The organism is Actinomycetota bacterium, assembly GCA_040881665.1.
Lineage (GTDB): Bacteria > Actinomycetota > UBA4738 > UBA4738 > HRBIN12 > JBBDWR01.
Genome location: JBBECT010000005.1, coordinates 604,605 through 630,641, shown reverse-complemented (window position 1 = coordinate 630,641; position 26,037 = coordinate 604,605). Strand labels below are relative to the sequence as shown.

23 protein-coding genes and 1 riboswitch are annotated in these 26,037 nt (G+C 69.8%); of the genes, 10 read left to right on the top strand and 13 right to left on the bottom strand.

The genetic code is table 11. The features are described 5' to 3' along the window. Positions 1 to 4: 4 nt before the first annotated feature. The 3 genes from WEF05_08820 to WEF05_08810 form a co-directional block, all read right to left on the bottom strand. Positions 5 to 1,954 carry a PAS domain-containing protein gene (locus tag WEF05_08820; GenBank protein ID MEX1101985.1) on the bottom strand — a complete coding sequence of 650 codons (1,950 nt, stop codon included), beginning with the start codon at positions 1,952 to 1,954 and terminating at the stop codon, positions 5 to 7. Beyond that, positions 1,954 to 4,470: a PAS domain-containing protein gene (locus tag WEF05_08815; protein MEX1101984.1), complete on the bottom strand. Its 2,517-nt coding sequence runs from the start codon at positions 4,468 to 4,470 to the stop codon at positions 1,954 to 1,956. Before WEF05_08815 ends, WEF05_08820 begins: the two co-directional genes overlap by 1 nt. 252 nt (positions 4,471 to 4,722) lie before the next feature. Then, positions 4,723 to 5,019 carry an ATP-binding protein gene (locus tag WEF05_08810; GenBank protein MEX1101983.1) on the bottom strand — a complete coding sequence of 99 codons (297 nt, stop codon included), beginning with the start codon at positions 5,017 to 5,019 and terminating at the stop codon, positions 4,723 to 4,725. Here WEF05_08810 and WEF05_08805 point away from each other — a divergent pair. Beyond that, on the top strand, positions 4,977 to 5,432 hold the full coding sequence (locus tag WEF05_08805; protein MEX1101982.1) for a hypothetical protein: 456 nt from the start codon (positions 4,977 to 4,979) through the stop codon (positions 5,430 to 5,432). The two genes, WEF05_08810 and WEF05_08805, sit on opposite strands and share 43 nt — an antisense overlap. 308 nt (positions 5,433 to 5,740) lie before the next feature. On the opposite strand, the gene WEF05_08800 is transcribed toward WEF05_08805, so the two are convergent. The 3 genes from WEF05_08800 to WEF05_08790 form a co-directional block, all read right to left on the bottom strand. Next, positions 5,741 to 6,880, bottom strand: coding sequence for a Coenzyme F420 hydrogenase/dehydrogenase, beta subunit C-terminal domain (locus WEF05_08800; GenBank protein MEX1101981.1), 1,140 nt, complete (start codon positions 6,878 to 6,880; stop codon positions 5,741 to 5,743). A 99-nt stretch (positions 6,881 to 6,979) separates the two neighbouring features. Then, on the bottom strand, positions 6,980 to 7,354 hold the full coding sequence (locus WEF05_08795) for an iron-sulfur cluster assembly accessory protein (GenBank protein ID MEX1101980.1): 375 nt from the start codon (positions 7,352 to 7,354) through the stop codon (positions 6,980 to 6,982). 85 nt (positions 7,355 to 7,439) lie between these two features. Continuing rightward, the gene (locus WEF05_08790) at positions 7,440 to 8,642 is read right to left on the bottom strand and encodes a M20 family metallopeptidase (protein ID MEX1101979.1); all 1,203 of its coding nucleotides are present in this window, start codon (positions 8,640 to 8,642) and stop codon (positions 7,440 to 7,442) included. 8 nt (positions 8,643 to 8,650) lie between these two features. Here WEF05_08790 and WEF05_08785 point away from each other — a divergent pair, with 8 nt between their 5' ends. Next, positions 8,651 to 9,235, top strand: a complete 585-nt coding sequence (locus tag WEF05_08785; protein MEX1101978.1) for a CoA pyrophosphatase — start codon at positions 8,651 to 8,653, stop codon at positions 9,233 to 9,235. 48 nt (positions 9,236 to 9,283) lie between these two features. Beyond that, on the top strand, positions 9,284 to 9,448 hold the full coding sequence (locus WEF05_08780) for a hypothetical protein (protein ID MEX1101977.1): 165 nt from the start codon (positions 9,284 to 9,286) through the stop codon (positions 9,446 to 9,448). Positions 9,449 to 9,465: 17 nt separating this feature from the next. Here the strand turns inward: WEF05_08780 and WEF05_08775 are convergent, their stop codons facing one another. From WEF05_08775 to WEF05_08760, 4 genes are read right to left on the bottom strand one after another with little or no spacing between them, the layout of a single operon-like run. Further along, positions 9,466 to 10,641, bottom strand: coding sequence for a PQQ-dependent sugar dehydrogenase (locus WEF05_08775; GenBank protein MEX1101976.1), 1,176 nt, complete (start codon positions 10,639 to 10,641; stop codon positions 9,466 to 9,468). Positions 10,642 to 10,691: 50 nt separating this feature from the next. Next, complete coding sequence (locus WEF05_08770; protein MEX1101975.1) at positions 10,692 to 11,834, bottom strand: cystathionine gamma-synthase; 1,143 nt, start codon at positions 11,832 to 11,834, stop codon at positions 10,692 to 10,694. 15 nt (positions 11,835 to 11,849) lie between these two features. After that, the gene (locus tag WEF05_08765; GenBank protein MEX1101974.1) at positions 11,850 to 12,704 is read right to left on the bottom strand and encodes a DUF429 domain-containing protein; all 855 of its coding nucleotides are present in this window, start codon (positions 12,702 to 12,704) and stop codon (positions 11,850 to 11,852) included. Between the two features lie 7 nt (positions 12,705 to 12,711). Continuing rightward, a complete protein-coding gene (locus WEF05_08760; protein ID MEX1101973.1) occupies positions 12,712 to 14,085 on the bottom strand; it encodes a cystathionine beta-synthase in 1,374 nt (457 codons plus the stop codon). Between the two features lie 96 nt (positions 14,086 to 14,181). On the opposite strand from WEF05_08760, the gene WEF05_08755 reads away from it, so the two are divergent. Further along, entirely contained in the window at positions 14,182 to 15,150 is a 969-nt protein-coding gene (locus tag WEF05_08755) for a response regulator (protein ID MEX1101972.1), read from the top strand. A gap of 193 nt (positions 15,151 to 15,343) precedes the next feature. Beyond that, positions 15,344 to 16,354 carry a response regulator gene (locus WEF05_08750; protein MEX1101971.1) on the top strand — a complete coding sequence of 337 codons (1,011 nt, stop codon included), beginning with the start codon at positions 15,344 to 15,346 and terminating at the stop codon, positions 16,352 to 16,354. Positions 16,355 to 16,367: 13 nt separating this feature from the next. Here WEF05_08750 and WEF05_08745 read toward each other — a convergent pair whose 3' ends face one another. Both WEF05_08745 and WEF05_08740 read right to left on the bottom strand, forming a co-directional pair. Further along, positions 16,368 to 17,537, bottom strand: a complete 1,170-nt coding sequence (locus tag WEF05_08745; GenBank protein ID MEX1101970.1) for a response regulator — start codon at positions 17,535 to 17,537, stop codon at positions 16,368 to 16,370. Then, positions 17,534 to 18,748, bottom strand: a complete 1,215-nt coding sequence (locus WEF05_08740) for an EAL domain-containing protein (GenBank protein MEX1101969.1) — start codon at positions 18,746 to 18,748, stop codon at positions 17,534 to 17,536. Before WEF05_08740 ends, WEF05_08745 begins: the two co-directional genes overlap by 4 nt. A gap of 238 nt (positions 18,749 to 18,986) precedes the next feature. Here WEF05_08740 and WEF05_08735 point away from each other — a divergent pair, with 238 nt between their 5' ends. The 3 genes from WEF05_08735 to WEF05_08725 all read left to right on the top strand — a co-directional run bounded on the left by WEF05_08735 (position 18,987) and on the right by WEF05_08725 (position 23,387). Further along, positions 18,987 to 21,344 carry a PAS domain-containing protein gene (locus WEF05_08735; protein ID MEX1101968.1) on the top strand — a complete coding sequence of 786 codons (2,358 nt, stop codon included), beginning with the start codon at positions 18,987 to 18,989 and terminating at the stop codon, positions 21,342 to 21,344. A gap of 56 nt (positions 21,345 to 21,400) precedes the next feature. After that, positions 21,401 to 21,844, top strand: coding sequence for an SRPBCC family protein (locus WEF05_08730; GenBank protein MEX1101967.1), 444 nt, complete (start codon positions 21,401 to 21,403; stop codon positions 21,842 to 21,844). Positions 21,845 to 21,896: 52 nt separating this feature from the next. Next, a riboswitch (TPP riboswitch) is annotated at positions 21,897 to 21,986 on the top strand. A 12-nt stretch (positions 21,987 to 21,998) separates the two neighbouring features. Next, positions 21,999 to 23,387: a cytosine permease gene (locus tag WEF05_08725; GenBank protein MEX1101966.1), complete on the top strand. Its 1,389-nt coding sequence runs from the start codon at positions 21,999 to 22,001 to the stop codon at positions 23,385 to 23,387. On the opposite strand, the gene WEF05_08720 is transcribed toward WEF05_08725, so the two are convergent. Next, positions 23,384 to 23,713 (bottom strand): cupin domain-containing protein, encoded by a 330-nt coding sequence (locus tag WEF05_08720; GenBank protein ID MEX1101965.1) that lies wholly within the window; start codon positions 23,711 to 23,713, stop codon positions 23,384 to 23,386. The genes WEF05_08725 and WEF05_08720 overlap by 4 nt on opposite strands. 115 nt (positions 23,714 to 23,828) lie before the next feature. Between WEF05_08720 and WEF05_08715 the strand changes: the two genes are divergently transcribed. Then, the gene (locus tag WEF05_08715) at positions 23,829 to 25,313 is read left to right on the top strand and encodes a leucyl aminopeptidase (GenBank protein ID MEX1101964.1); all 1,485 of its coding nucleotides are present in this window, start codon (positions 23,829 to 23,831) and stop codon (positions 25,311 to 25,313) included. Beyond that, positions 25,313 to 26,020: a PIG-L deacetylase family protein gene (locus tag WEF05_08710; GenBank protein MEX1101963.1), complete on the top strand. Its 708-nt coding sequence runs from the start codon at positions 25,313 to 25,315 to the stop codon at positions 26,018 to 26,020. Before WEF05_08715 ends, WEF05_08710 begins: the two co-directional genes overlap by 1 nt. Positions 26,021 to 26,037: the final 17 nt, after the last annotated feature.

The following is a 26,037-nucleotide window of genomic DNA, read 5'->3' as shown; positions in this document are numbered from 1 at the left end:
GGCCTCACGCCTCGCTCGCCTCGTCCCCCGCGGGAAGGAACACGCGGAACGACGCCCCACCGCCCGGCCGCTCCTCGACCCAGGCACGGCCGCCGTGCAGATCGGCGAACCGAGCCACGAGCGTGAGTCCGACGCCGACGCCGGGGGCATGGGTGGGTGCCTCCGGACCCTGACGGAACGCCTCGAAGATCCGGTCCCTGTCGGCCGGGTCGACCCCCGTTCCGTCGTCCTCGACGGCGATCACGGCGCCCGTATCCTCGCGAACCACCCGGATCCACACGTGGGTTCCGGGCGGCGTGTGGCGGGCGGTGTTCGCGAGGAGGTTCTCAACGATGCGCTCGATCTTCGGCGCGTCGATGTCGAGGACGACTTCCTCGGTTTCGACCGCGAGATCCCGTTCGGTGATCAGGTCGGACTCGGCCACGACGCGCCGTACGAGCGATCCGAGATCGACGGGCACGCGCTTGGGCGCCACGATGCCGCGGGACAGGCGGTCGAGGTCGAGCAGATCGCGAACCAACCGATCGAGTTTCCGCGCGTTCTTCGTGATCCGTCGCGCGAGGTCCTGCGCATCCCCGGGGTCGAGCTCCAGGTCGCTGCGTTCCAGGGTGACGGCGAGCCCGAGGATCGCGGCCAGCGGGGTCCGCAGATCGTGGGAGACTGCCTGCAGGAACGTGTTCTTCATCTCGTCGAGCTCGCGGAGGCGCTGCGTGGCCTGACGCTCGACGCCGAGTGCTTCGGCGAGTCGTTCCTCCGCGTTCTTCTGCTGGGTGATGTCGAGCATGAAACCCTGCCAGAAGCACGGCCGGCCCTCACCGTCCCGGATCACCCGCGCTTCGTCGCGGATCCAGACCGTGTGCCCGTCCTTATGGAGCATGCGGTACTCCCAGGAGATCTCGTCGCCGGTGGCGTTCGCCTCCGCGTCCTGGGAGAGGACCCGTTCACGATCGTCCGGATGCAGCAGTTCGCGCCACATGCCCGGGTCGGCATAGATCTCCTCCGGCGTGTACCCCACGAGCGTTTCGTTGAAGCCGCTGATGAAGGTGGTCTCGGACAGCGTGGGATCTTCCTCCCGGATCACCTGTGTGTAGATCGCGGCCGGGACCTGTTCGACGATCGCCCGGTACTTCGCCTCGGTCTCCGCGAGCTGCTCGGCGGTCTCCCGCTGCTGGGTGATGTCGAGCATGAACCCCTGCCAGTAAGCGGCCGTGCCCTCGTCGTCGTGTACCAGGACCGCTTCGTCGTGGATCCACACGAAGTGACCGTCGCGATGGCGCATCCGATACTCCGAGCGCCACTGGTCGCCGGTCCGGAGCACCGGCTCGGTCTCGGCGAGCATACGGTCGAGATCGTCCGGGTGAACCAGCGCATGCCAATAGCCGGGATCGGAGGCCCAGTCCTCGGGCGGTGTCCCGAGCATCGCCTCGACCTGCGGACTCACGAAGGTGACGCTGGCTCCCCACTCGTCGTCGGTCGGGACTTCCTGGTAGGTCACCGCGGGCGTGCGCTCGACGATCTCCCGGTAGCGGCGCTCGGCGTCGAGCAGTGCCTGTTCGGTGGTCTTGCGTTGGGAGATGTCGAGGATGATGCCCTGCCAGAAGGGGCGGCCGTCCTCGTCCCGGACCAAGGTCGCCTCGTCGAGCACCCAGATGAACGTGCCGTCCGCACGGCGGAACCGGTACTCGAGGCGGAACGGCTCGCCGGTCGCGTTCGCCTCCCGGTTGGCCGCGCGCACCCGCTCTTCGTCTTCGGGGTGCAGATGGTCGAACCAGAACCCCGGTGTGCCCGTCCACTCTTCGGCCGACACGCCGAAGACGCGTTCGACCGCGGGACTGATGTAGAAGTCGTCCGGGTTCGCGTCGACGGCCTCGGCGTAGAGCACGGCGGACAGGTGCTCCACGAGCTGACGGTAGGGCGCCGGGCGCCGGGTCGTGGCGGGGATCGCCTCCTCCATCAGCCCACCTCCTCGCGCCAACGGGTCCCGAGGTCGCCGTCGGGCAGCAGAACGCGGAACGCCGCTCCTCCGCCGTCCCGGTCCTCCACCCACGCGCGGCCCCCGTGGAGCTCGGCGAACCGAGCCACGAGCGTGAGTCCGACGCCGACCCCGGGGGAGTGGGTCGGTGCCTCGGAACCCTGACGGAAGGGCTCGAAGATGCTCGCCCGCTCGTCGTAGGGAACCCCATCGCCGGCGTCTTCGACCGAGAGGAGCACGCCCTCCTCCACGTGACGCGCGGTGATCCAGACCTGGGTCCCCCGGGCGGTATGCCGGGCGGAGTTCGCGAGCAGGTTCTCCACGATCCGCTCGACCTTGGCGGCGTCGAGCGCGGCGATCAGTGGTTCGGGGTCGACGTTCACCTGCACGGGGTGGTCGCGGAGCAGGTCGGTCTCGTCCACGAGGCGTCGGAGCAGGCCGCCGAGCTCCACGGGCTGGCGCGCCGGTTCGACGATCCCGCGGGAGAGTCGATCGAGATCGAGCAGGTCGGTGACGAGGCGTTGGAGCTTGCGCGCGTTCTGCGCGATCCGCGTTGCGAGCTCGCGTCCCTCGCTGGCGTCGAGCTCGAGGTCCTCGCGGCCGAGCGTGACGGCGAGTCCGAGGATCGCCGCCAGCGGCGTTCGGAGGTCGTGGGAAACGGCCTGGAGGAACGTGTCCTTCATCTCGTCCATCTCGCGCAGTCGCTGCGCCGCGTCGCGCTCGACCTCGAGGGCGTGGGCGAGCTGGTCCTCGGACTCCTTCCTCTGCGTGATGTCGAGCAGGAATCCCTGCCAGAAGCTCGGACCTCCCTCGTCGTCGGTCACGAGCACTGCCTCGTCGTGCACCCATCGCCACGTACCGTCGGCGGCGCGGAAGCGGTACTCCATGTTCACGGGAGCCGCGGTCTCGTTCGTGCGGGTGTCCTCGGCGGCGACCCGTTCGAGGTCGTCGGGATGCACCCGATCGAACCAGAAGTTCTTCGTTGTCTTCCACTCCTCGGGCGTGTAGCCGAAGATGATCTCTACCTGGGGGCTGATGTAGAAGTCGACCTCTCGCGCCACGAGTCCCTCGACGTAGGTCACCGCGGGCATGTGCTCGATCAGGGTGCGGAACCGCGTCTCCGCCTGCCGAAGCGCGCGCTCCATTCGCTTTCGCTTCGTGATGTCGATGAAGCACCCCTGCCAGTAGGAGGGGTGGCCCTCGTCGTCGCGCACCATGACCGCGTGATCGCTGATCCAGATCCACCTGCCGTCCTTGTGCCGGAACCGGTACTCGCTGACGAACTCGGAGAGCGAGTCTTCGGCTGCGAGGTCGGCGCGCTCGACGTCGGGGAGATCGTCGGGATGGATGTGGTCGACCCAGAAGTCGTCGTCCGCGAGCCACTCCTCGGCGGTCCAACCGAGGATCGGTTCCACTTGCGGGCTCAGGAACAGGTCCAATTCCTCGGTGACCGGCTCCGCGTAGATCACCACCGGGACGTTGTCCACGATCGCCTGCAGTCGTGCGCGGGTCTGCTCCAGCTCCTGCTCGGCGAGCTTGCGATCGGTGATATCGAGCAGGGCCCCTTGCCAGAGTTGGGGCCAGACACCGGGTGCCGTCACGAGGCGTGATTCGTCGCGCACCCAGATATGTCGCCCGTCCGCGGCGACGAACCGATAGTCCTGCCGATAGGGCCCGCCCGTGGTGATCACGTCCTCGCTGAGCTCGGCGACGGACGCCCGGTCGTCGGGATGCAGGATGTCGGTCCAGAACCCCTCTTCCCGCCAGCGGTCGGGTGTGTACCCGAGGAGATCCTCGATCTGCGGGCTGACGTAGATGAAGGTCGCGGTCGAGGCGCTTCCCTCCGGGACCACCTCCTCGTAGGTGACCAGGGGCGTGTGTTCGATCAGCGACCGGTACCGCAGGTCGGTCTCGTGCACCCGCAGATCGGCCCGCTGACGTTCGATCACGGCTCCGAGCACGCCGGCGGCGGTCCGGAGCGCATCGACCTCGGCCTGGGGCCAATGGCGTTCCGCGACGCAGTCGTCGAATCCGATCGTGCCCCACCAGGAATGCCCCTCGAAGACGGGCATGTCGACGATCGCCAGGATCCCCTGGCGCTCGAGCTGCGGTCGCTCGTTCGGTTCGAGATCCCTGGTGAGCGAGACGACCGGCTCCCCGCCTTCGAGCATCCGTCGCCACCGTCCGAACCCTGCCTCGTCCCACGGCTCGGCTTCGAGCTCGGCATCGCCGAGGAACGAGGTGATGCCCGGCGCGCACCACTCGAACATCTGGGTCGAGCGGAGGATGCCGTCCTCACCTCGGTGGTTGCGGAAGATGTAGGTTCGCGACACGCAGGCCGCCTGACCGAGGCGCTCGAGAACCTCGTCGGCCGCCTCGTGCCAATCCGGTGCCTCGACGAGACGCCGTGCCGCGAACGCGACCGCCTCGAGGATCGCGTCCCGGCGTTGCGGGGACGGCGGCGAGAGCGGTTCGATCTGAGCCACGTGTCTGGTCACGTCCTCCGGTGTCCATCAGGCGGTTCCCACGCCCGGTCCGCGCGCGCAGGCGGACGAGGCCCCTCTGAGGAGCCCCGGCGGCCCGCCTCGGGCCGTGCCTGAGGTATCGGCGTTCGGGCGGAGGTGTTGAACAGCGACGAACCCGGCGGCCCGACGGGTCGGAGGGTGATCGTGATCGCGCGGGGTTCTCGGCGGAATCGAGGGGGCGATCCGGGCCTGTGACCAGCGAAGATGCGGGGAAGCGACGTCGGGTCAGCCCTCGGGGAGCACGACCCGGAAAGCCGCTCCGCCACCGGGTCGATCCTCGACCCACACCCGCCCGCCGTGGAGCTCGGCGAAGCGTGCGACGAGAGCGAGGCCGGCCCCGACGCCCCTGCCGGCTCGGGCTCGCGGCCCAGGGTCGTCGTCCGCTCCGTTCCCGCCGGCGTCGACTCCTCGACGGAAGGCCTCGAAGATCCGCTCGCGTTCGCTCGGCGCGACGCCCGGTCCGGCGGCGTGACGTCCATGTGCAGGGGTCGACCTCCGAGGTCGATCGAACCGACGACCGATCCGAGGACCTCGGCAACAGCCGCCGGTTCGCGGTCGGGGGCGATCCCTCCTGCGGCGAGCCGTTCGAGATCCAAGAGATCGGTCACGAGCTCGGAGAGTCGCATCGCCTTGTCGGCGACGCGTTCGCCGAGATCCTGGATGTCCGCGGAGACCGCCTGCAGATGAACGTTCTTCATCTCGTCGCGCTCACGGAGCAGGTGCGCCGCGGCGCGCTCCGCGGAGAGCTGTTGTGCCAGGTCTTGCTCGGCGACGCGCCGTTCGGTCACGTCCACCAGCAAGCCCTGCCATCGTGGAAGCCCGAGTCCGTCGTCCACGAGGACGGCTTGGTCGTGCACCCAGCGGTAGGACAGGTCCTTCCCCTGAAGCCGGTACTCCATGCGGAAGGGCTCGTCTCGGCCTGCGGGCTGATGTAGAGCGTGCTCGAACCCGTCCCCTCGTCGGGGTGCACTTCCTCGCGGAAGGTCACGATCGGGGATCGCTCGACGAGGAACCGGAAGCTCTCGTCGCTCCCGAGGGGGGACGGATCCCGCTCGGCCCCCGTGCCCGTTCGGAGGTGTTCGTCGACCGATCCGCCGCCGCCGATCGGATCGGTTGGCTGCTGCATCGGGTCTACGGTCACTATGCACAGCCGGCTGCGCCGTGGGGAGGGTGATCGGGCCGCTTTGGTCCCAGCGTCCTACGAGAAAGCTCCGGGTGGGGGAGGCGTACGGGGGAACCCGGCCTACACCGAAGGGCCCGGCGTCGGCTCGGGGCGCAACCCCGGCCGGGCGTGGGACGAGGGCCCGTCGCCGGGCCAACGGGTGCGCTGCTTCGATGCGAGCTTGGTCATGAGCTCCATCGCCTTCGGATCCTCGGCGCCCGGTCGGGACTCCACGACACCGTCGGCGACGGCGCGATCGAACAGATCCTGCCCGCGTTCGGTACGGATGATCGTGAGGCTCCATCCATCGCTCTGTCCGATGCCGCCGAACGAGATATCCGCGTGCTCCGCGGCGAAGTCCGGGCACTTGAGACACCCGGGCCGGGTGAACCGATGCGCCTCCTTGAGTGGGTACGCGTGCTCCTGCCCGTCATCGGTATAGAACAGCAGCCGCCCTTTCACGTTGACGCGGACCAGCCGGTCGAGATCGATCCCGAGCTCGTTCTGCGCGATGTCGACCATCACGCCGTCGTAGGTGAAGGTCTTCGAGCACAGCAGCCCGAAGGTCCACGCGATCTTGCGACGCCACTTGTTCACGCGGCGGACCTCCATCGCCCCGGTGACGCTGGCCTGGCAGCTCATCCCGACGAGCGCGACCTTCGACAGCCCCATCTCGGCGGCCTTCAGCAGCGCGAGCGGGTTGGCCGAATAGGTGTAGCGCGAGCCCGCGGTCGCGAGGACCCCCTCGCGATCGGTAACGACGGTGGGCTCGGCGTCCCATTGGCGCTCCTCCGAGAGCTTCGAGGTACAGGCGCCGTCGATCTCGCCGTTGGCGAGCCCCCAGATCAACAGCGCCGAGACGGTGCCACCATCCTGTCCGCTCATCAGCTCGTCGGCCCCGGTCGCCCGGCTGAGCACGATGTCCCGGTACTGCCCGATCACCTCGTCCGGACTGCGGGTGCGACCGAACAGCAGCTCGTCGATCTCCGGTTCCCACTCACGGAACCGTGGACAGGCACGGGTGCAGATGTCACAGCCCTTGTCGCCGTGGGAGCACCCGGCCGGGCCCTCCTCCTGGAGCTGCACCGGGACTCCGTCCTCGTAGCCGAGCACGTGGAACGGGCACGCGACGATGCAAGCGGTGCACCCCGTGCACAGGCCGGTCGTCACCACCTCGTCGTAGAGGTTGCGCCACTGCGTCTTGTCCACGGAGGTGGGCATCGGTGGGCAGTCTACCGGGCGGTGTCCGCGTGCCGGCAGGGAGGGGGAACGGCTCGTGCAACGACCGGTGAGGTGTGCGTCCGTGCAGTGATCACGTGGTCACACGGAGAACGAATCGCCGCACGCGCACTCGTTGACCGCCTGTGGGTTGCGGATCTTGAGACCCCCACCCAGCAGCGCGTCGTCGAAGTCGAGGGTCGAGCCGGCGAGGATCGGGGAGCTGGCGGGATCGACCAGGACGCGAACGACTCCTTGCGCGATCACCTGATCGTCCGCCGCGGGGGCGTCCTCGAACCCGAGCTCGTAGGAGAACCCCGAACAGCCTCCTGCGATCACGCGGACGCGCAGCACGGGCGCGTCGCGACCTTCCTTCTCCGCGAGGGCGGCGATCCTGGTCGCGGCGCCCGGGGAGACCGCGAGCACCGGATCGGTGTCCGGGGGGTCGATCTCGTGCGTATCGGGGGTGGGCTGCATCCCCTCCATCCTACCTGCGAGGGCTGTGAGCGCCCGGCTTGCCGCTGAGTGCGCGGCGTCTCCGCGTGCGCGATCCCCCCCGTCCTCAGGTGCCGACGAAACGTACGAACGCCTGGGCGTAAGCGCGGGCACCGGCCACGAGCTCGTCGACCGCGACCTGCTCGCCGGCGGTGTGGGCGACGGTGAGCGAGCCCGGACCGAAGAGCACGGTGGGTATGCCGGCGTCGTTCGCATAGAACCGAGCGTCCGTGATCCCCGTGAAACCGACCCGCGCCGGCTCCGATCCGCGGACGTCCTGGACGGCGTCGCGCAGGACCCCGACGATCGGCGCGTCTGCCGGTATCTGCGCGGGTTCGCACCAGTCCTTGACGTCGATCGAGATGTCGAACCCCGGATGCCGGTTCGACAAGCCGTCGAGGACACGGTCGATCCCCGCGACGACGTCGTCGAGCGTCTCCCCGGGGATCGCGCGGCGGTCGACGTCGACCTCGCATCGGTCGGGAACGACGTTGAACGACCGGCCTCCTTCGATCGTCGAGATGTTGATCGAGGGTCGTCCGACGAGCGCGTGCTCGAGATCGGGGAGTGCGCGTTCCGCGGCGAGGACGAACCGCGCCATCGACGTGATCGCGTTGACGCCGAGTTCGGGGGTCGATCCGTGCGCGATCTTCCCGTAGGCAGTGGCACGGATCCACGCGCCGCCACGCTGCGCAAGACCGATCGCGAGTTCGCTGGGTTCGCCGACGATGCACGCGTCCGCGCGGAGCAGGCCGCGCTCGAGCAGGACGACCGTGCCGTGGACACCCAGGTACTCCTCGTCGGCGACGAGATGCAGGGCGAGCTCCCCCCCGAGTTCGATCCCCGCCCGGCGGATCGCGGCCGCCGCCGCGAGCGCCGCTGCGATCGGACCCTTCATGTCGGCCGCTCCGCGTCCCCAGAGGGCGCCGCCGTCCACGACGGCCTCGTACGGCGGATGCGGCCAGTGGCGCGGTTCCCCCGCCGGGACGACATCGAGGTGACCGTTGAACACGAGCCGCGGAGCGCCGGCGCGCGCGCCGCCGATCGCGGCGAGCACGCTCGGCCGGCCGGTCGGGGAGCGGATCGTCTCGGGTGCGGCGCCGAGCCCGTCGAGGACATCCGTCACGATCGAGGCCACCTCGTCCTCGGACCCGCCGGGGTTCTCGCTGGGGGCGCGGATCAGACGTCGCGCGAGATCGAGGACCTCCTCCTCGTCGACGGCCGCCGCCGCGGCGCGAGCGGCGGCTTCGACCGTGACCCCCTCTACCATGGCGCTCAATGTACCCGCGCGATCTGCGTCAGCGGCTCCGTGCGCGGCTCGAACCCGAGCCCGCCGCCGTTCCCGCACCCGGCGACCGGCTCGCCGCGGTGCTGATACCGGTGATCGACGCAGACGAGCCGTCGCTGGTGTTCACGCGGCGGGCGGACGGACTCCCGCGACACGCGGGCGAGATCTCGTTCCCCGGCGGTATGGTCGACCCCGGAGACGAGAGCGTCGTCATGACCGCCCTGCGGGAGGCGGAGGAGGAGCTCGGGATCGCGCCGGCGTCCGTGGAGGTCCTGGGCGCGACGGATCCGGTGCATACCTCGGTGAGCGGCATCCTCGTGGTGCCGGTGGTCGGATTCCTCCGCCAGCGCCCCGCGTTCCGCCCGAGCGCGGGGGAGATCGCGGAGGTGCTGGAGGTGTCGGTCGCGCACCTCGTCGAGGCCGAGTCGCAGATCGAGTGGGACACGCCCGGCGGGCGTTGGCGAGGGTGGGGCTACGCGCTCGAGGGCCGGACGATCTGGGGAGCGACCGGCCTGATGCTGCATGCGTTCCTCGCGCATCTGCAGGCCGCCGAGCGATCCGGCCACCCGAGATGACGCCGGCAGGCCCGGCGGGGCATCCTAGGCGCCGACAGAGGAGGCAGGATGCAGCGATGGGAGTACTTCGTCGCTCCGCTCTTGGAGCACAACCCGGGGGAGATACTGAACACCTTCGGCGACGACGGCTGGGAGCTGGTCTCGGTGACGCAGCAGGCGACGCCGGCCGGAGGAACGTCCACGATCGCGTACCTGAGACGACCGAAGGGCTGAGCCCGCCGCCGTGCCGGTCAGCTCGGACGGCGGCCGGCGCGACGCCTCGCGATCACCACCGCGAGCGTGGCTATCGCCACGACAGCCCCGCCCGCGATCCACACCCACGTCGCCTCCTCGGTGTCGGGACTGCGGTCCTGTGGCGCGGGGGTATCGGCGGGTTCCGTGGGTGTGACCGGCGCGTCGGCCTCGGGTTCAAGGTTCAGGGACACCCGGTAGATCCCGCCTGAGGTCGCGACGAGGAGCGCGCCGTCATCGTCGGTAACGTCGGTGATCCCTTCCGGCACTCGCGCGATGATCGTGTCGTCCGCGCCGGCGTTCCGGGGCGTCACCCGATGGATCGCCCCGGCGAAGTCGCCGAAGTAGACGGACCCGTCGTCGGTCACCGTGCACCCGGTCGGTACGATCACGTCGGGGTAGACCAGCACGGGGTCGACGAAGCGTGGCGCGCCTCCCCGGCCGAGGTGCAGAGGCCAACCGAGGTTCCCCGCGGGGGGAACCCGGTTGATCTCGTCGTCGCGGTCGGGACCGTTCTCGGTCTCCCATATCTCTCCTGTCCGCGGGTCGACGCAGATGCCGAACGAGTTCCGGATCCCCAGTGCGAACACGGGCGAGCCGGGGTCCGGGTTGTCGGCGGGGATCTCGCCCGTGGGCGTGAGACGGAGTATCTTCCCTCCGACGCTGCCGGGGTCCTGCGCCAGGTCCGGGTCGTGCGCCTCGCCCGTGATCACGTAGAGCATCCCGTCGGGTCCGAACGCGAGATCGCCTCCGTTGTGGTAGCCGGAGACGCTCGGTAGGCCCTCGAATACCGCCTCGGGCTCTCCGCCCTCTCGCGGGAACCGGACGACCCGGTTCCGCTCGCCGGCGTCGGAGAGGTAGAGGTAGACCCACTCCTCGTCCGGGTCGAGCGCGATGCCGAGCAGGCCGCGCTCCGCTCCGCCCGTCACGGGCACCTCGATCAGCGGCGCGTCGCGCAGCGACCCGTCGGGGTCGACGACCCGCACCCGCCCCGTCTCCTTCTCCGTGTACAGGAGGGTCCCGTCGTCGGTGCGCGCGAGGTTGGTGGGGAACGCGGCGTCGGCGACGATCGGATCCACCCGCGCTTCTTGGGCGGAGGCCGCTGTCGGTATCGCCGGCACCGCGACCGACGCGATCGCGAGCAGGGCACGCAGCGGGCGCGAGCGGTGATGCACGGGCCGAGCGTATCGCCGATCGCCGTGACACGAGCGGGCCGTGCGGCTCGTCAGCCCAGGGCGCGCTCGAGGTCGGCGACCAGATCGTCCGGATGCTCGATCCCGACCGACAGGCGCACGAGCTCCGGCGGCACCTCGAGGCTCGATCCCGCCACGCTCGCGTGGGTCATCGGACCGGGCACCTCGATCAAGCTCTCGACCCCACCGAGAGACTCGGCGAGGAAGAACAGGTCCGTACTCCGCGCGATCCTGGCCGCCTCGTCCGGGTTCGACGCCTCGAACGAGACCATCCCGCCGTAGTCGCGCATCTGGCGCGAGGCGACGGCGTGGCCCGGATCGGTCTCCAGGCCGGGGTAGAACACACGCGGCACCCTGGCGTGCCTGTCGAGGAACGCGGCGATCGCTCGCGCACCCCGGCAGTGCGCCTCGATCCGAATCGCCAGGGTCTTGATCCCGCGCAGCGCGAGGTAGCAGTCCATCGGCCCGGGGACCGCACCGATCGCGTTGACCCCGAACCGAAGCCGCTCGGCGATCTCGTCGTCGTCGGTCACGAGCGCGCCGCCGACGAGATCCGAATGCCCGCCCAGATACTTGGTGACCGAGTGCACGACCACGTCGGCCCCGAGCACGAGCGGTTGCTGCAGGTACGGCGTCGCGAACGTGTTGTCGACGACCAGCCGAGCGCCGACCGATCGGGACACCTCGGCGAGTGGGGCCAGGTCGACGACCTTCAGCAGCGGGTTCGTCGGCGTCTCGGCCCACACGATCCTGGTCGCGTCGCCCGCTGCCGATCGGACCGCCCCGAGGTCCGCGAGATCCACCGTGTCGATCGCGACCCCCCAGGGGCGCAGGACACGATCGAGGAGCCGATAGGTGCCCCCGTAGACGTCGTCACCGACGAGCACGTGGTCGCCGGGCTGCAGCAGGGTCAGCAGCAGCGTTGCCTCCGCGCCGAGGCCGGACGCGAAGCACAGACCGTGGCGTCCGCCCTCCAGCGACGCGATCGCGATCTCCAGCGCTTCCCGGGTGGGATTGCCGCCGCGCGCGTAGTCGAAGCGCAACGGGGACCCGACCTGCGGCTGGACGTAGGTGGAGGTCTGATAGATCGGGACGTTGACCGAGCCGAACCGCGGTTCGGGTTCCTGACCCGCGTGGATCGCTCGCGTCTCGAAGCGCAGCCCGTCCTCTCCCATCACGACGACGCTACCTCAGCGGAGCTCCGCGGGCAGTTCCCAGCCGCGCCGCCGGAGCTCCGCCTCGGCCGCGTCCCCCTCGCGTGCGATCGCCCACAGCAGCGCCTTGCGCTTCGTGGCGTGTCCGGGAGCGAACTCCGAGGCGGTGAGCGAGGCGCACCCGGGGTCACCGCACACGCACGGGGACAGTCCTGGCAGATGGAGCTGGTACTCGGGGTTCGGCGGAGCCACCGCCCGCCGGTACGGAGGTGGCGGGAGCGTCCGCGCGGGCAGGACGATCACGCCCTCCTTCGGATCGCCGGGGGCGAAGCGCTCTCCGTGGAGTGCGAACAATCCGGTCAGAGCCGCGAGGGCGGCGTCGACCTGATCGGCGGACTGCAGCTCCGCGGTTCGGACGCCACGCGCGCTCAGCACCGCTCGCCGGAAAACGTGCTTCGGCGATCCCGCCGGTGGTAGGGCGCCGGCAAGGACCACGGCAGACGCGTGGGGGAAGACCTCCATCGCCGTCCCGCGCACCGACCCGGTCGCGTACCGAGGGAACCCGGACCGCGCCGCGACTTCGAACACGCGGAAGCTCACCACCATCCACGAGAAGAAGGGATGGTCGCCGCGTGCCGGATCCGACGGGGTCCCGTAGGAGCCGATGCCGAACCGGCGAAGCTCCTGCTCGGTTCGGCGGGAACGGCCACCCGTCTTGCCCCATGACGGGGGACCGTCGATCGCGATCGCGTCGGGGGCGAGCGCGTCGATCTCCGCCGCGAGGTCGTCGATCGTGACACGGCGACGCTGCTCGAGCGGTTGCAGCGATCCATCGAGAAGCACGAGGTCCAACCCCTTTCGGACCCCGACATCGATCCCGAGCGCACGCATCCGCGCCTCAGGCGGTCCGGCGAGCGGCGAGGAACTGGAGCAGGTCGCTGCGTGTCAGCACGCCGAGGATCTGCGTCCGCTTCGACACGAGAACGGCCGGATGCTGTTCGAGCTCGGCGAAGGCCGCTTCGACGGGATGGTCGTACTCGACGATCGGGATCGGGGGACCCATGACCTCCGCGACGTCGGCCTGCAGGGCGTCGGGATCGCGGAAGATCCGATCGAGCAGTTCGCGCTCGCGGATCGACCCGACGAAGTCGGAGACGTCGGGATCGTCGTGGCGGATCACCGGCGCCTGCGAGATCGAGAACCGCTGGAGGAGGTCGACGGCCTGGCGCACCTTGTCGTGCGCGCGGACGGTCACGACGGTCGGGACGTCCGCGCCCTTGGCGGCGAGCACCTCCTCGACCCGGACGACCTCGGGGCGGTCGAGCATGCCGACCTGCAACAGCCACGACTCGCTGTAGAGCTTCGAGAGGTAGTTGCGCCCCGTGTCGGGGAGCAGGACGAGGATCGTCGTGTCCTCGGCGTAGTCGCGCGCGACCGTGAGCGCGGCGTGCACGGCACTCCCGCTCGACTCTCCGGCGAGGATCCCCTCCTGCCGGGTCAGTGCCCGGGCGGTCCGGAACGCATCGGCGTCCGACACCCGGACCCACCGGTCGACGACGTCGGGGTCGAAGGTCAGCGGCATGAAGTCCTCGCCGATCCCCTCGGTCAGGTAGGGGCGTGGTTCGTCGCCCGAGAAGATCGACCCCTCGGGATCGGCGCCGACCACGACGATGCCGGGGTCCTGCCGCTTCAGGAAATGGCCGATCCCGGTGATCGTGCCGCCGGTGCCGACGCCCGTGACTAGGACGTCGATGTCGCCGCCGGTCTGTTCCCAGATCTCCGGACCGGTGGTCTCCTCGTGCGCGCGCGGGTTCTCCTGATTGAAGTACTGGTTGGGTTGGAAGGCCCCGGGGATCTCCTCGGTCAGGCGATCGGCGACGCGGTAGTACGACTCGGGGGACTCGGGGGCGACGGCGGTCGGGGTGATCACGACCTCGGCACCGTACGCGCGGAGGAGCGCGACCTTCTCCTGGCTCATCTTGTCGGGCATCACGAAGATGCACCGGTAGCCGCGCAATGCCGCGGCGATCGCGAGGCCGTGACCGGTGTTGCCCGACGTGGGCTCGACGATCGTGCCGCCGGGGCGCAATGCGCCCGTGCGCTCGGCCGCCTCGATCATCGGAAGCCCGATCCGGTCCTTCACGCTGCCGCCGGGGTTCAGCATCTCGAGCTTGGCCAGGATCGTCGGGCGAACGCCGGCGGCGATGTGCGACAGCCGGACGACCGGCGTGTCACCGACGAGGTCGAGGATCGAGTCGTGTACCTTGCCCACGTCGCTCCCTCGTCGTCCCGCGTCCCGATCGGACCCGCCTGCCGTGCAACACTACGTCCCGAACCGCCGGTGTGCAGCAGGTCAGGAGAACCGTCGATGTCGGAGACCTCAGAAGCGGAAGGGACGCGAGGGGCCGACCGCGTTCTCGTCGTCGAGGACGATCCGTTCATCTCCCGCTTGCTGACCCTCGAGCTCGGGGCCGAGGGGTACCTGGTGGACTCGGCGGTCGACGGCCAGGAGGCGCTCGAGAAGGCGCTCGCGACCTTGCCCGACCTGGTGCTGTGCGATGTGATGATGCCGCGGATGGATGGGTTCGAACTGACCCGCCGTCTGCGGGAGGATCCGCGCACCGAGGGCACCACGATCATCATGATCACGGCGCGAGGCCTCGGCGCGGACAAGCTCGAGGGGCTCTCCTCCGGCGCGGACGACTACATCGTCAAGCCGTTCGACAACGAGGAGGTGATCGCGCGCGTCCGCGGCGCGCTGCGGCGGGGACGCTACCTGCGATCCCAGTCACCGCTCACCGGGCTGCCGGGGAACCTTCGGATCGAGGACGAGATCGAGGCCCGCATCGCTGCGGGAGAGGGGTTCGCCGTGCTCTACCTCGACCTGGACAACTTCAAGTCCTACAGCGACCGCTACGGCTTCGTCCGTGGCGACGATGCGCTGCGCGCGACCGGTGGTCTGATCCGGGATGCCGCCGAGGAGGTCGGTGGTGCGGGGTCGTTCGTCGGACACATCGGGGGCGACGACTTCGTCGTCCTGACCGAGCCCGGCCGGGCCGTGGCGCTCGCCGAGGAGGTGATCCGCCGCTTCGATGCATCGGTCGCCTCGCTCTACGAACCGGGGGACGCCGACGCCGGCTACCTCGAGTCGGAGGATCGGATGGGCCATCTGCAGCGGTTCCCGCTCCTGTCGATCTCGATCGGGATCGCCACGACGGACGTTCGTGGATTCGTGCACCGGGCCGAGGCCGTCGCTCTGGCGACGGAGCTGAAGAACCTCGCGAAGCGCACCCCCGGGTCGGCCGTCGCGATCGATCGCCGGGAGGGTTCCGGCTGATCCGGGCTCCGGTCTCGCCAGCGGAGCGAGCATCTCGATCCGCCGGCGGGGGACGGGGCCGATCGGCCGACCCCCGTTCAGCCGTTGCCTCACAAGGGTCCGCGACCGCCTACAGGGCGCTGGGTATCGTGCCGATTCCCGGGGAATGGACCGCTCGGATACAGGCGGTGCGTCGAGGGTCCGGAGAGGCGGCATGAGCGAGGCAGGCAACGGATCGGACGGCGGGCCGGGCGGGCGCGCGGACCAGCCAGGGATCGGGCAGAGCGAGGACGGGGGAGCCGAGCACGTCCTCGTCGTGGACGACGACCCGTTCATCGCCCGTCTGCTCGAGATCGAGCTGCGTGCGACCGGCTACGACGTCGCGGTGGCCGGCGACGGCAAGGAGGCGCTCGAGCGGGTGCGCGAACGTGTCCCCGCCCTCGTGCTGTGCGACGTGATGATGCCCAACATGGACGGGCTCGAGCTGACCCGCCGGCTGCGTTCGGATCCCTCCACCTCGGGCGTGAGCGTGATCCTGCTCACCGCCCGCGGGTTGTCCGCCGACAAGCTGGAAGGGTTCTCGGTGGGCGCCGACGACTACATCGTCAAACCGTTCGACACACCCGAGCTCCTCGCGAGGATCCGAGGCGTCCTTCGCCGGGCGAGGGAGATGCGAGCGCAGTCCCCGCTCACCGGGCTGCCGGGCAATGTCCGGATCCAGGACGAGATCGACGAACGCGTCACCGACGGCCGGCCGTTCGCGATCTTGTACACCGATCTCGACGCCTTCAAGGCCTACAACGACCACTACGGCTTCGCGCGCGGCGACCAGATGATCCAGTTCACGGCCGGGATGCTCCAGGAGGTCGCCACCGGCATCGCGGGGATCGACGCGTTCGTGGGACACGTGGGGGGCGACGACTTCGTCCTCATCGTGGATCCGCAGTACGCCCAGCCGATCGCGGAGCGCATCGTGCAGCGGTTCGACGCGGAGTCGGGTGCTCTGTACGACACGACCGACCACGCCCAGGGCTTCATCCAGCTCATGAGTCGTAGCGGCGAATCGATCCGGTTCCCGTTGCTGTCGATCTCGATCGGGATCGCGACGACCGACCGTCGTTCGTACTCCCACTACGCCGAAGCGGTCGCGATCGCGACGGAGATGAAGCAGTTCACGAAGCAGCAGGCGGGCTCATCGTGGGCCCTGGACCGTCGCACGATCTGAGGCGAGCTCTCCCTCAGGCGGCGCGCTCGTCCAGCGCCGGGAACGACAGGCGGAACGCGCTGCCTCCGCCGTCGCGGGCTTCCAGGTCGATCCGTCTGCCGTGTGCGCTCATGATCCGTCGCGCGAGGTAGAGCCCGATCCCGAGACCTTCGTGCGAGCGGGTCGTGCTCGCATCCGCCTGCGTGAACGCCCCGAAGATGCGTTCCCGCAGATCGCTCGGGATTCCCGGGCCGCGATCGAGCACCCCGATCCGTAGCTCCCCGTCGCGTGCGTCCAGCTGCACGCGTACCGACTCGTCCGACGGGGACAACGACAGTGCGTTCTCGAGCAGGACGACGAGGGCGCGCGTCCCCAGATCGAGGTCGGCCCAGATCTTCCGGTCCAGCTCGCGCCGGCCGGGGAGCTCGATCCGCTCGCTCGTCGAGCCGAACTCGGAAGCGGCGCGCTCGACGATTTCGCCGACCCGGACCGGGCGCGTCGACACCTCGACACCCTCGCGGTCGAGGCGCGCGGCGGCGGCCAGGTTCCCGATCAGGCGCTTGATCCGGTTCCCCGCACGGGACACCCCGTGCAGCAGGTCCTGCAGCTCGTCGGGAGTCATCTCACCCCCGTGCTCGGCGACCGTCAGCGCGAACCCCTGGATCGTGGTGATCGGGGTGAAGAGCTCGTGGGACAGGATCTGGATCAGCTCGGACTTCGTGCGGTTCAGGTCCTGGAGTTCGCGGGTGAGGGATTCGGAGCGTTCGAGCAGGTTCGTCAGCTCGTGGATCACGTCCGCCGTCACCTCCACCGACAGCGATCCCTGTCCGTGCATCGACCGGCGGATCGTGTAGAGGATCTCCTCGGCCGGCGTTCCCTTGACCATGTACCCGACCACGCCTGCGCGCAGCATATCGAGCACGGTTCGACGGTCCTCGTAGGCCGACAGGGCGACGACGTGGGTCTGCGGCGATTCCCGCAGGATCTCCTTCGTGGCACGAACTCCGCCACCCGCCGGCATCTTCACGTCCACGAGCGCGACATCGGGGTGATGGTCGCGCGCGACGTCGATCGCCTCGTCGGCGTCGCCTGCGGTCCCGATCACGTCCATGCCCGGGTCCGAGCCCACGAGGTCGGCGAGCGCCGCGCGCACGGCCGGCTCATCTTCCGCGATCAGCACCCGGATCCGATCCATCTCGTTCATCCGTCCACGGTAGCGCCGGTGGCCGTGTCCGCAAGGTCTGGCGCGTGCCCCATCGTGGTGAGGGGACCCGGCCGGGCCAGGAAGTACCCCTGACCGAAGCGCACCCCGAGGGAGAGGAGCGTGTCCAGCTCGGCTTGCGTTTCGATCCCCTCCGCGACGATCGCAACATCCATCTCCTCGGCGAATCGGATCAGCGCCGAGGCGAGCGCCCGCCGCGCCCGGTCCGTGTCGATGTCTCGGACGAGGCTGATGTCGACCTTGATCACGTGGGGATCGAGGCGAAGGGCGTGACGCAGGCTGGCGAACCCGGCGCCCGCGTCGTCGATCGCGACGCGGACGCCACGAGCGCGCAACGCCGCGAGTGCCTCGGTCAGCGTCTCGTAGTCCTCGACGGCTTCGTGCTCGGTGATCTCGACGACCAATCGGTCGGCCCGCCCTCTCGCGAGAACATCGAGCAGGCGCGGCGACGTTGCCGTCCGGTGGGAGAGGTTCAGCGACAGGTAGGCGCGGGCCGGAAGCAGTTCGGCGTGCGACAGGGCGAGACGGATCGCGGTCAGCTCGAGGTCGGTGCCGAGACCGACCGAGGCGGCTTCGTGGAACCAGACGTCCGGCGGCCTCGTCGGTTCCTCGGCGAACCATGCGAGTGCCTCCATGCCCTCGACCGTGCGATCGCGAAGATCGAAGATGGGCTGGAAGACGATCGACATCCCCTCGCCGTCGACGACGCGGCGGATCCGGTCCATCACCTGCGCGCGGGCTTCGGTCTCACTCGCCTGACGACGCAGCTGCGACGAGAGTTCGTGGACGACGCCGCCCATCACCTCCGCCGACAGGGATGTCTGGCCGCGGACCGCGCGGCCGATCGAGGCGACGATCTCCTCGGGGGCGGTGCCTTTCACGAGGTATCCGACCGCACCGGCACGGAGCATCTCGAGCACCGTCGTCCGATCCTCATAGGCGGAGAGCGCGAGCACGCGGGTCTGCGGCGACGAAGCGACGATCTCGCGCGCGGCGCGGGCGCCACCTCCACCGGGCATCTTCACGTCGACGAGCGCGACATCGGGAAGCTCGGCGATCGCGAGCTCGATCGCCTCGTCTGCGTCGGCGGCGGCACCGACGAGCTCGAGCGCGCGTTCCGCATCGATCAGGTCCGCCAGAGCGGCGCGAACCTCACCCTCGTCGTCGGCGATCAGTACGCGGATACCGTCCATCAGGCGTGCACCTTCATCCGTCCTCGTGGCCCGGTTGCGGCTGTGCACCGGCGGTGCCCAAGCGCTTCCTCCACAGGCATCGGCGACGCTCCAGGCTGCTTGAGGGCGACCCACGGGAAGGAGGAGCGGTCAAGGGCGTCGTCCCCGTGCCGATGCAGGGAGTACGCGGTGGTCCGCGGAACCCATGCTGGAACGCGGAGCCCATGCTGGGCCGCGGACGCCGTCCCGGAGGGGGACCATGATCGGACCGACCGCCATGACCGACGACGCGGCAGGCCTGCTCCGCGCCGTGGTGGAGGGCGCCTTCGAAGGGGTCGTCGTCACCGACACCCGCCTGGACGAGCCGGGTCCGACGATCGTCTACGTGAACCGCGCGTTCTGCGAGATGACCGGCTACGAGCCCGAGGAGGTCCTCGGACGGAATCCACGCATCCTCCAGGGACCGTTGACGCAACGGGACGTGATGACCCGCTTGCGATCGTGCCTCGAACGCGGTGAGCCGTTCGAGGGCGAGGCGATCAACTACAGGAAGGACGGCTCGACCTTCCGTCTCGAGTGGCGGGTGCTGCCGATCCGGGACGCGGCCGGAGCGATCACGCACTACTTCGCCGTCCAGCGGGACGTGACCGAGGAGCGGAACGCGGAGGAGAAGCTGCGTCGCGCCGCCCTGATGTACCGCGGGCTCGTGGAGCAGATCCCCGCCGTCGCCTACATCTGGGAGGCGGAGGAGCACCTCGAGGCGCCGGCCGCCCTCGAGAACTTCGATCTCGGCTACTACACCAGTCCCCGGATCGAGGAACTGATCGGCTACACGCGGCAGGAGTACGACGACCAGCCCTACCTGTGGAAGGAACTGGTCCATCCCGACGACCGCGACCGGGTGTACGTCGCCTCGGAGCACACCGAGCGCACCGGCGAACCCTTCGACGAGCAGTACCGGATCCGACACCGCGACGGTCACTACGTGTGGATCCACGACGTCGCCAGCCTGTTCCTCCGCGACGATTCCGGCTCTCCCTGGCTTCTGCAGGGCGTGATGCTGGATGTCACCGACCGCATGGAGGCCGAGCGTGCGCTCCGGGTGGTCGACGAGCGGTACCGAAGCCTGGTCCGCAACATGCCGGCCGTGGTGTACGTGGAGTCCGTCGACGGCGACCCGGAGCGCTTCTACATCAGTCCGCAGATCGAGACCCTGACCGGCTACACGCCCGAGCGGTTCGAAGATCCGTCGTTCTGGGAAACGATCGTGCACCCGGACGACGTCCGGCGCGTCGTGCACGAGGATGTCCGCCTCGCCGGAACGGTGACCTCGTATCGGGAGGAGTACCGGCTGCGGACCGCGGACGGACGGGACGTCTGGGTCCTGGACGAGGGACTGTTGCTCGACGGGACTGGGGATCGGCCCGTGTGGCAGGGCGTGATGCTCGATGTGAGCGACCGGAAGGCCGCGGAGGAGAGTCTCCGGGATACCCTCGAGCGCTTCCGAGCGCTCGCGGCCAACGTTCCCGTCGGCATCTTCCAGACGACGGTCGCCGGGGGCTGCTTCTACGTGAACGAACGGTGGTCGGAGATCACGGGGATGCCTTTCGAGCGCGCTCAGGGATCTGGCTGGGCCGACGCGCTGCACCCGGACGATCGAGACGGAGTCCTGCGGGCGTGGAACGAGGCGGCCGCCGCGGGCGGAGAGTTCGGCCAGGAGTACCGCTTCCTCCTGCCCGACGGAGCCGTCCGATGGGTCCTCGGGAGCGCGACGGCGGTTCGGGACGCGCGGGGGACGGTCACCGGCTACCTGGGAACGATCTCGGACATCTCCGAACAGAAGCGCGCCGAGGCCTATCTCCGCTCGTCGGTGAAGGATCTCGCGGGCTCGCTCGACGCGCTCCGCAACGCCGACCGCGAGCGCCGAGACCTGCTGAACCATCTCGTGCAGGTGCAGGAACAGGAGCGAGCCGCGCTCGCGGAGGACATCATCGACGATCCGATCCAGAAGATGGCCGCGATCGGCATGCGGTTGGAGACCCTGCGCACGGGCCTGTCCGATCCCCAGCAGCTGGGTGCGATCGATCAGTTGGGATCGGCCGTCGAGCAGGCGACGGATCGACTCCGATCGGTGCTCTTCGAGCTGCGACCGCGCGCGCTCGACCAGGACGGCCTCACGGCAGCCCTTCGCGCATACCTGAAGCAGGCCGTCCACGAGGACGCCCCCCGGTGGGACGTCGAGGACCGCCTCCTCGTCGAGCCGCCGCAACGGCTCCGTGCCGTCGCGTATCGGATCGCGCAGGAGGCGATCTCGAACGTCCTCGATCACGCGAAGGCCACCCACCTCACCGTCACCGTCGAGTCACGAGAGGATTGGCTCATCCTGCGCATCGCCGACGACGGCGTCGGCATCGATGCCGCCGCGCAACCGGGGAGCGATGCATCGCCCCCCGGACTCGGGATCACCGGGATGCTGGAGCGTGCCCGGCTCGAGGGCGGGTCGATGCGGGTCGACGGTGCCCATGGACGGGGCACCACGGTCGAGGTCCGGCTTCCGATGGCGGTCGACGACGCTTCCGTGCCGGTTCCCGGCGACGTGCCCCCGCCGGACCCCTAGGGCCGCGCCGCTCGAGCGCCGGTGTCCGGTTCGCAGGCGTGTGCCACGATCGACGGATGCGGCTCACGAGAGAGATCGGCCTTCCCGTGCCGGTCGAGACCGCCTGGAGCGCGCTGACCGACTGGGAGGCGCAGGCCCGATGGATGAAGGATGCCGACCGGGTCCAGGTCGTTTCGCCCCACGCGGCCGGCATCGGAACCTCGGTCGCGGTCAAGACGCGGGTGCTGGGCGTTCCGTTGTTCGTCGAACGCCTCGAGGTGACCGGCTGGGACCCGCCCCATCGCCTGACGATGGCGCACCGCAGCTGGATCGAGGGCGACGGCACGTGGGTCCTGATCCCCGCCGGGTTCGGGTGCCGCTTCCGATGGACCGAGGAGCTGGCCCTGCCTCCGCCCGTTGTCGGCGAGGTGATGCTTCGGATTTACCGACCGTTCATGGCGCGCCTGATGCAGGCATCGATGTGGGGGCTACGCGCGGACATCGAGCGGATCCCTCGCTGAACCCTCCCCCGTGCGCGGCGTAGACTCCGGGTGCGCCGCCGTGGACGCGGCGTCGGGGAGCTCGGGAACGACCGGGCTGAGAGGCTGGCTCGCATCGCCGGCGACCCGCGGAACCTGCTCCGGGTAATGCCGGCGGAGGGAAGGAGATGCAGCGGTGGCTGGCGTGACCGACCGCCTCGGGCGCCTGCTCGAGCGCGCCGCGCCCCGTGGTGACATCGAGCCCGTCCCGACCGAGGGCCGAGAGCTCTCCGGTCTCGATATGGGGGTCCTGTGGGGCGATCTTTCGGTGGGCATCCTCGTGCTGTTCACCGGGGCGCTGCTCGTGCCCGCGATGGCGTTGCCCGCTGCGATCGGCGCGATCGCCGTCGGTTCGCTGCTCGGTTGCCTCCCCCTCGCCGCCGTCGCCGCCGACGGCGCTCGGACGGGCCGGCCGACGATGGCGCTCCTGCGACCGGTCCTCGGCGAGCGCGGCTCCTACGTGCCGTCGGCGATCAATGCCGTGCAGCTGATCGGGTGGGCGGCGTTCGAGTTCTGGGCGATGGCGGGGATCGCGAACGCCGTTTCTCGCAGCGCGTTCGGCCTCGACATCTACGGGGCCTGGCTGGTCGTGATCGCCGCGGTGTGCATCGCTCTGGCGATGGCCGGACCGGTCGTGTTCGTCCGGCGCTGGCTCGAACGGTTCGGCATCTTCGTCCTGCTCGGCGCGGGAGCGTGGCTGACCTTCCGGGTGGCGACTTCCGGCGACCTGGGCGGCGCGTGGCGCGCTCCCGGGCTCGGGGGGCTCGGGTTCTGGGTGGCGGTCGACCTCGTGATCGCGATGCCCGTGTCGTGGCTCCCACTCGTGGCGGACTACGGACGGTTCGCGCGGTCTCCTCGCGCAGCGTTCGTCGGGACCTACGGCGGCTACGTGCTCGGCAACGTGTGGTTCTATGCGCTCGGCGCGCTGCTCGTGCTGGTCGCCGGCAGCTCGGCCACCGTGCTGGGGATCGGTGCGGCGCTGATCGCCCTCGGTGGAGGCGCCGTCGTCCTTCTCGCGCTGCTCGTGGGTGAGACCGACGGCGCGTTCGCCAATCTGTATTCGACCGCGACGTCGGTGCGCAACATCGGGCCCATCCTCCCGGGACGCCGGCTGACACTCGTCGCCGGCATCGCGGCGTTCGCCCTTGCCGCGGTCCTCGGTGAATCCGCGGAAACCTTCGAGCTGTTCCTCCTGACGATCGGCTCGGTGTTCGTTCCGCTGTTCGGCGTGTACTTCGCCCACAGGCTCGTGCGCCCCGGGCCCGCCCGGGCGTGGTGCGACCCAGGAGCGCTAACCGCGTGGGTGGTGGGGTTCGGCGTCTACCAGTGGTCGATCCCGAGCCCGCTGCCAGCGTGGTCGGCGGGCGTCGAATGGTTCTTCGCTGACCTGCTCGGGGCGCCGTTCCCGCTTTTCGGTGGGGCGCTCGGCGCGAGCATCCCGAGCTTCGTGGTTGCGAGCGCGCTCGGGATCGTGGCCTTCGGGCTGCCTCGTCGCACCCGAGTCATCCGACCGCCCCGAGGCTAGGCGGATCGGTCGGGCGGGGGTGCGGCCACCACGAGCACGACGGAGGGTTCCTCGGACGCGTTCGCCATCGTCAGGTCGCTCCCAGCCGGCACCGTGACCGACTCCCACTGGCGCATCCGCGCGCGCCCCTTGCCGACCTGTACGGCGACCTCTCCGGCGAGGACGACGAACATCGCGTCCGACCGCTCGTCGCCCAGCGGGCCGATCCGCTGGCTCTCCTGCAGGCAGATCACCTCCGACCACAGGTGTTCGGTCTCGAACAGATCGCGTCGGGCGGCCTCCTGGGAGGAGAAGTGGACGAGGGTGCGGATATCTGTCGTCTTCATGCACCCAGCCTAGTGGTGGTCGACTCGGACGGGACGGACCCGTCCCGGACGGGCTCCGGCGTGGTCGGTAGACTCCAGCGACCATCCCCGCCTCGCTGTTCGGAAGGAGCCGATCGTGGCCGAGTTCTCGTTCTCCACCGACGCCGCCGCAGATGTCCAGGTCGATCTGCTGGTCCTGCCGGTGTTCAAGGGACCCGAGGCCGGTCCGGGCGTGAAGCAGGCGGGCCTGGCCGAGGCGTTCGCCGAGGCCAAGCTCACGGGTGCCAAGGGCGAGACCCTGATGCACGTTCGGCGCGACGACGATCGGTTCGCCGCCGGCGCCGTGCTGCTCGTCGGTCTGGGCGATCGCTCCGAGGTCACGCCGGACGTCCTTCGCCGCGTGGCCGCGCGCGTGGCCCCCCGGGCGGCGCGGTTCGCGTCGGTAGCCACGACGCTGCCCCAAGCCGTACGCAAGCACGAGGAGGCCGTCGCGGCGGTGGTCGAGGGCATGCTGCTCGGCACGTACCGATTCGACCGGTACCGAACCACTGCGTCCGAGCCCGAGCCCGAGCTCGCAGCCGTGGAACTGCTCGGCGGTGGGTCCTGGAACGCCCGCGCATGCCGCCGAGCGGCCGACGAAGCGCAGATCGTGGCCGAGGCCGTCTGCTGGGCACGCGATCTGGTGAACACGCCCGCGCTCGATCTTCCCCCCGACGCGATCGCGCGCGAGGCGCAACGCATGGCGAAGGCCGAGGGTCTCCAGATCAAGGTGTGGAAAGAGGCGGAGCTCCGCAAGGGAAAGATGGGCGGGATCCTCGGGGTGGGCCAGGGGAGCGCGAACCCGCCGCGGATGATCGAGCTCCACTACCGGGGCGCGTCCGCGACCTCACGGCCCGTGGCACTGTCGGGGAAGGGCATCGCGTTCGACTCGGGCGGTCTTTCGCTCAAGGACGCGAAGAACATGGAGTGGATGAAGTCCGACATGGGAGGCGCCGCGTCGATCCTCGCGACGATGCAGGCGATCGCACGACTCGGTCTGAAGGTCAACGTCGTCGCGGCGATCCCGGCGTCGGAGAACATGCCGAGCGGTTCGGCGATCCGGCCCGGCGATGTGCTCCATCACCGGAACGGGAAGACCTCCGAGGTGATGAACACCGACGCCGAGGGACGGCTCGTGCTCGCCGATGCGCTCGCGTGGCTCGCCGAACAGGAGCCGGCCTGCATCGTCGACACGGCGACGTTGACCGGGGCCTGCATGGTGGCGCTCGGTGAGGACGTGATCGGCGCCTTCGGCAACGATCCGCAGCTCGTGCGCGAGGTGATCGCGGCGGGAGACCAGGCGGGGGAGCCGATGTGGGAGCTCCCGCTGCGCTCCGAGTATCGCCAGCTGATCGATTCGCCCGTGGCCGACGTGAAGAACACCGGACCGCGTTGGGGTGGCGCGATCACCGCGGCCCTGTTCCTCGAGGAGTTCGTCGACGACGTCCCCTGGGTCCACCTCGACATCGCCGGGCCGGCGTTCGCCGAGAACTCGGGCGATCTGTGGGGCTTCGGCGGAACCGGCGTTCCCGTTCGCTCCCTCGTCACCTTCCTCCGCCGCCGTGCAACCCGCCGGCGCTGATGGCTGTCGGTCCCGTCCTCGCGTCGTTCGCTCATCCCGACGACGCCGAGATCGCCGCCGGCGGAACCCTCGCGAAGTTCGCGGACCAGGGGCGCGAAGTGCATCTGCTCGTGCTCACGAACGGTGACCGGGGATCGAACGATCCGTCCACCGATCGCGCGGAGCTGGAACGGATCCGCGCCGAGGAGGTCGTCGACGCCGGCCGTGTCCTGGGGCTCGCCGGGGGACGCGTGCTCGATATCCACGACGGCGATCTGCGCAACACCGACGAGGTGCGGGCGGAGATCGTCCGTGAGATCCGCCGTGTCCGTCCCGAGATCGTGCTCACGAGCGATCCGACCGCCCGGTTCTTCGACGACAACTACATCAACCACCGCGACCACCGCACGGCGGGAGACGTCACGTTGGACGCGGTGTTCCCCGACGCGGGCAATCCGCTGTTCTCCTCCGAGCAGCTCGGTGCGGGGCTGGCCCCCTGGAGCGCGTCGCAGGTATGGCTCGCGTGGACCCTCGAACCGAACCACGACGAGGATGTCACGGGATACATGGCGACGAAGGTCGAAGCCCTCGCGCGTCACCGGAGCCAGGTCGAGGGCGACCTCCTCGGATACTTCGAGGAATGGCTGCCGAAGGACGCCGCAGCCGCGGGGTCGCGCATCGACGTCGAGCACGCGGAGTCGTTCCACGTGCTGACCCTCGAGGACTGAGCCCGTCCCACGTCCGG

Coding starts and splice junctions, on each gene's coding strand:
- WEF05_08755 (MEX1101972.1), top strand. CDS start 14,182: ATGTCGGAGACCTCAGAAGCGGAAGGGACGCGAGGGGCCGACCGCGTT.
- WEF05_08730 (MEX1101967.1), top strand. CDS start 21,401: ATGCGGCTCACGAGAGAGATCGGCCTTCCCGTGCCGGTCGAGACCGCC.
- WEF05_08785 (MEX1101978.1), top strand. CDS start 8,651: ATGTACCCGCGCGATCTGCGTCAGCGGCTCCGTGCGCGGCTCGAACCC.
- WEF05_08820 (MEX1101985.1), bottom strand. CDS start 1,954: ATGGAGGAGGCGATCCCCGCCACGACCCGGCGCCCGGCGCCCTACCGT.
- WEF05_08735 (MEX1101968.1), top strand. CDS start 18,987: ATGATCGGACCGACCGCCATGACCGACGACGCGGCAGGCCTGCTCCGC.
- WEF05_08720 (MEX1101965.1), bottom strand. CDS start 23,713: ATGAAGACGACAGATATCCGCACCCTCGTCCACTTCTCCTCCCAGGAG.
- WEF05_08710 (MEX1101963.1), top strand. CDS start 25,313: ATGGCTGTCGGTCCCGTCCTCGCGTCGTTCGCTCATCCCGACGACGCC.
- WEF05_08745 (MEX1101970.1), bottom strand. CDS start 17,537: ATGAACGAGATGGATCGGATCCGGGTGCTGATCGCGGAAGATGAGCCG.
- WEF05_08780 (MEX1101977.1), top strand. CDS start 9,284: ATGCAGCGATGGGAGTACTTCGTCGCTCCGCTCTTGGAGCACAACCCG.
- WEF05_08750 (MEX1101971.1), top strand. CDS start 15,344: ATGAGCGAGGCAGGCAACGGATCGGACGGCGGGCCGGGCGGGCGCGCG.
- WEF05_08765 (MEX1101974.1), bottom strand. CDS start 12,704: ATGCGTGCGCTCGGGATCGATGTCGGGGTCCGAAAGGGGTTGGACCTC.
- WEF05_08740 (MEX1101969.1), bottom strand. CDS start 18,748: ATGGACGGTATCCGCGTACTGATCGCCGACGACGAGGGTGAGGTTCGC.
- WEF05_08795 (MEX1101980.1), bottom strand. CDS start 7,354: ATGCAGCCCACCCCCGATACGCACGAGATCGACCCCCCGGACACCGAT.
- WEF05_08790 (MEX1101979.1), bottom strand. CDS start 8,642: ATGGTAGAGGGGGTCACGGTCGAAGCCGCCGCTCGCGCCGCGGCGGCG.
- WEF05_08800 (MEX1101981.1), bottom strand. CDS start 6,880: ATGCCCACCTCCGTGGACAAGACGCAGTGGCGCAACCTCTACGACGAG.
- WEF05_08770 (MEX1101975.1), bottom strand. CDS start 11,834: ATGGGAGAGGACGGGCTGCGCTTCGAGACGCGAGCGATCCACGCGGGT.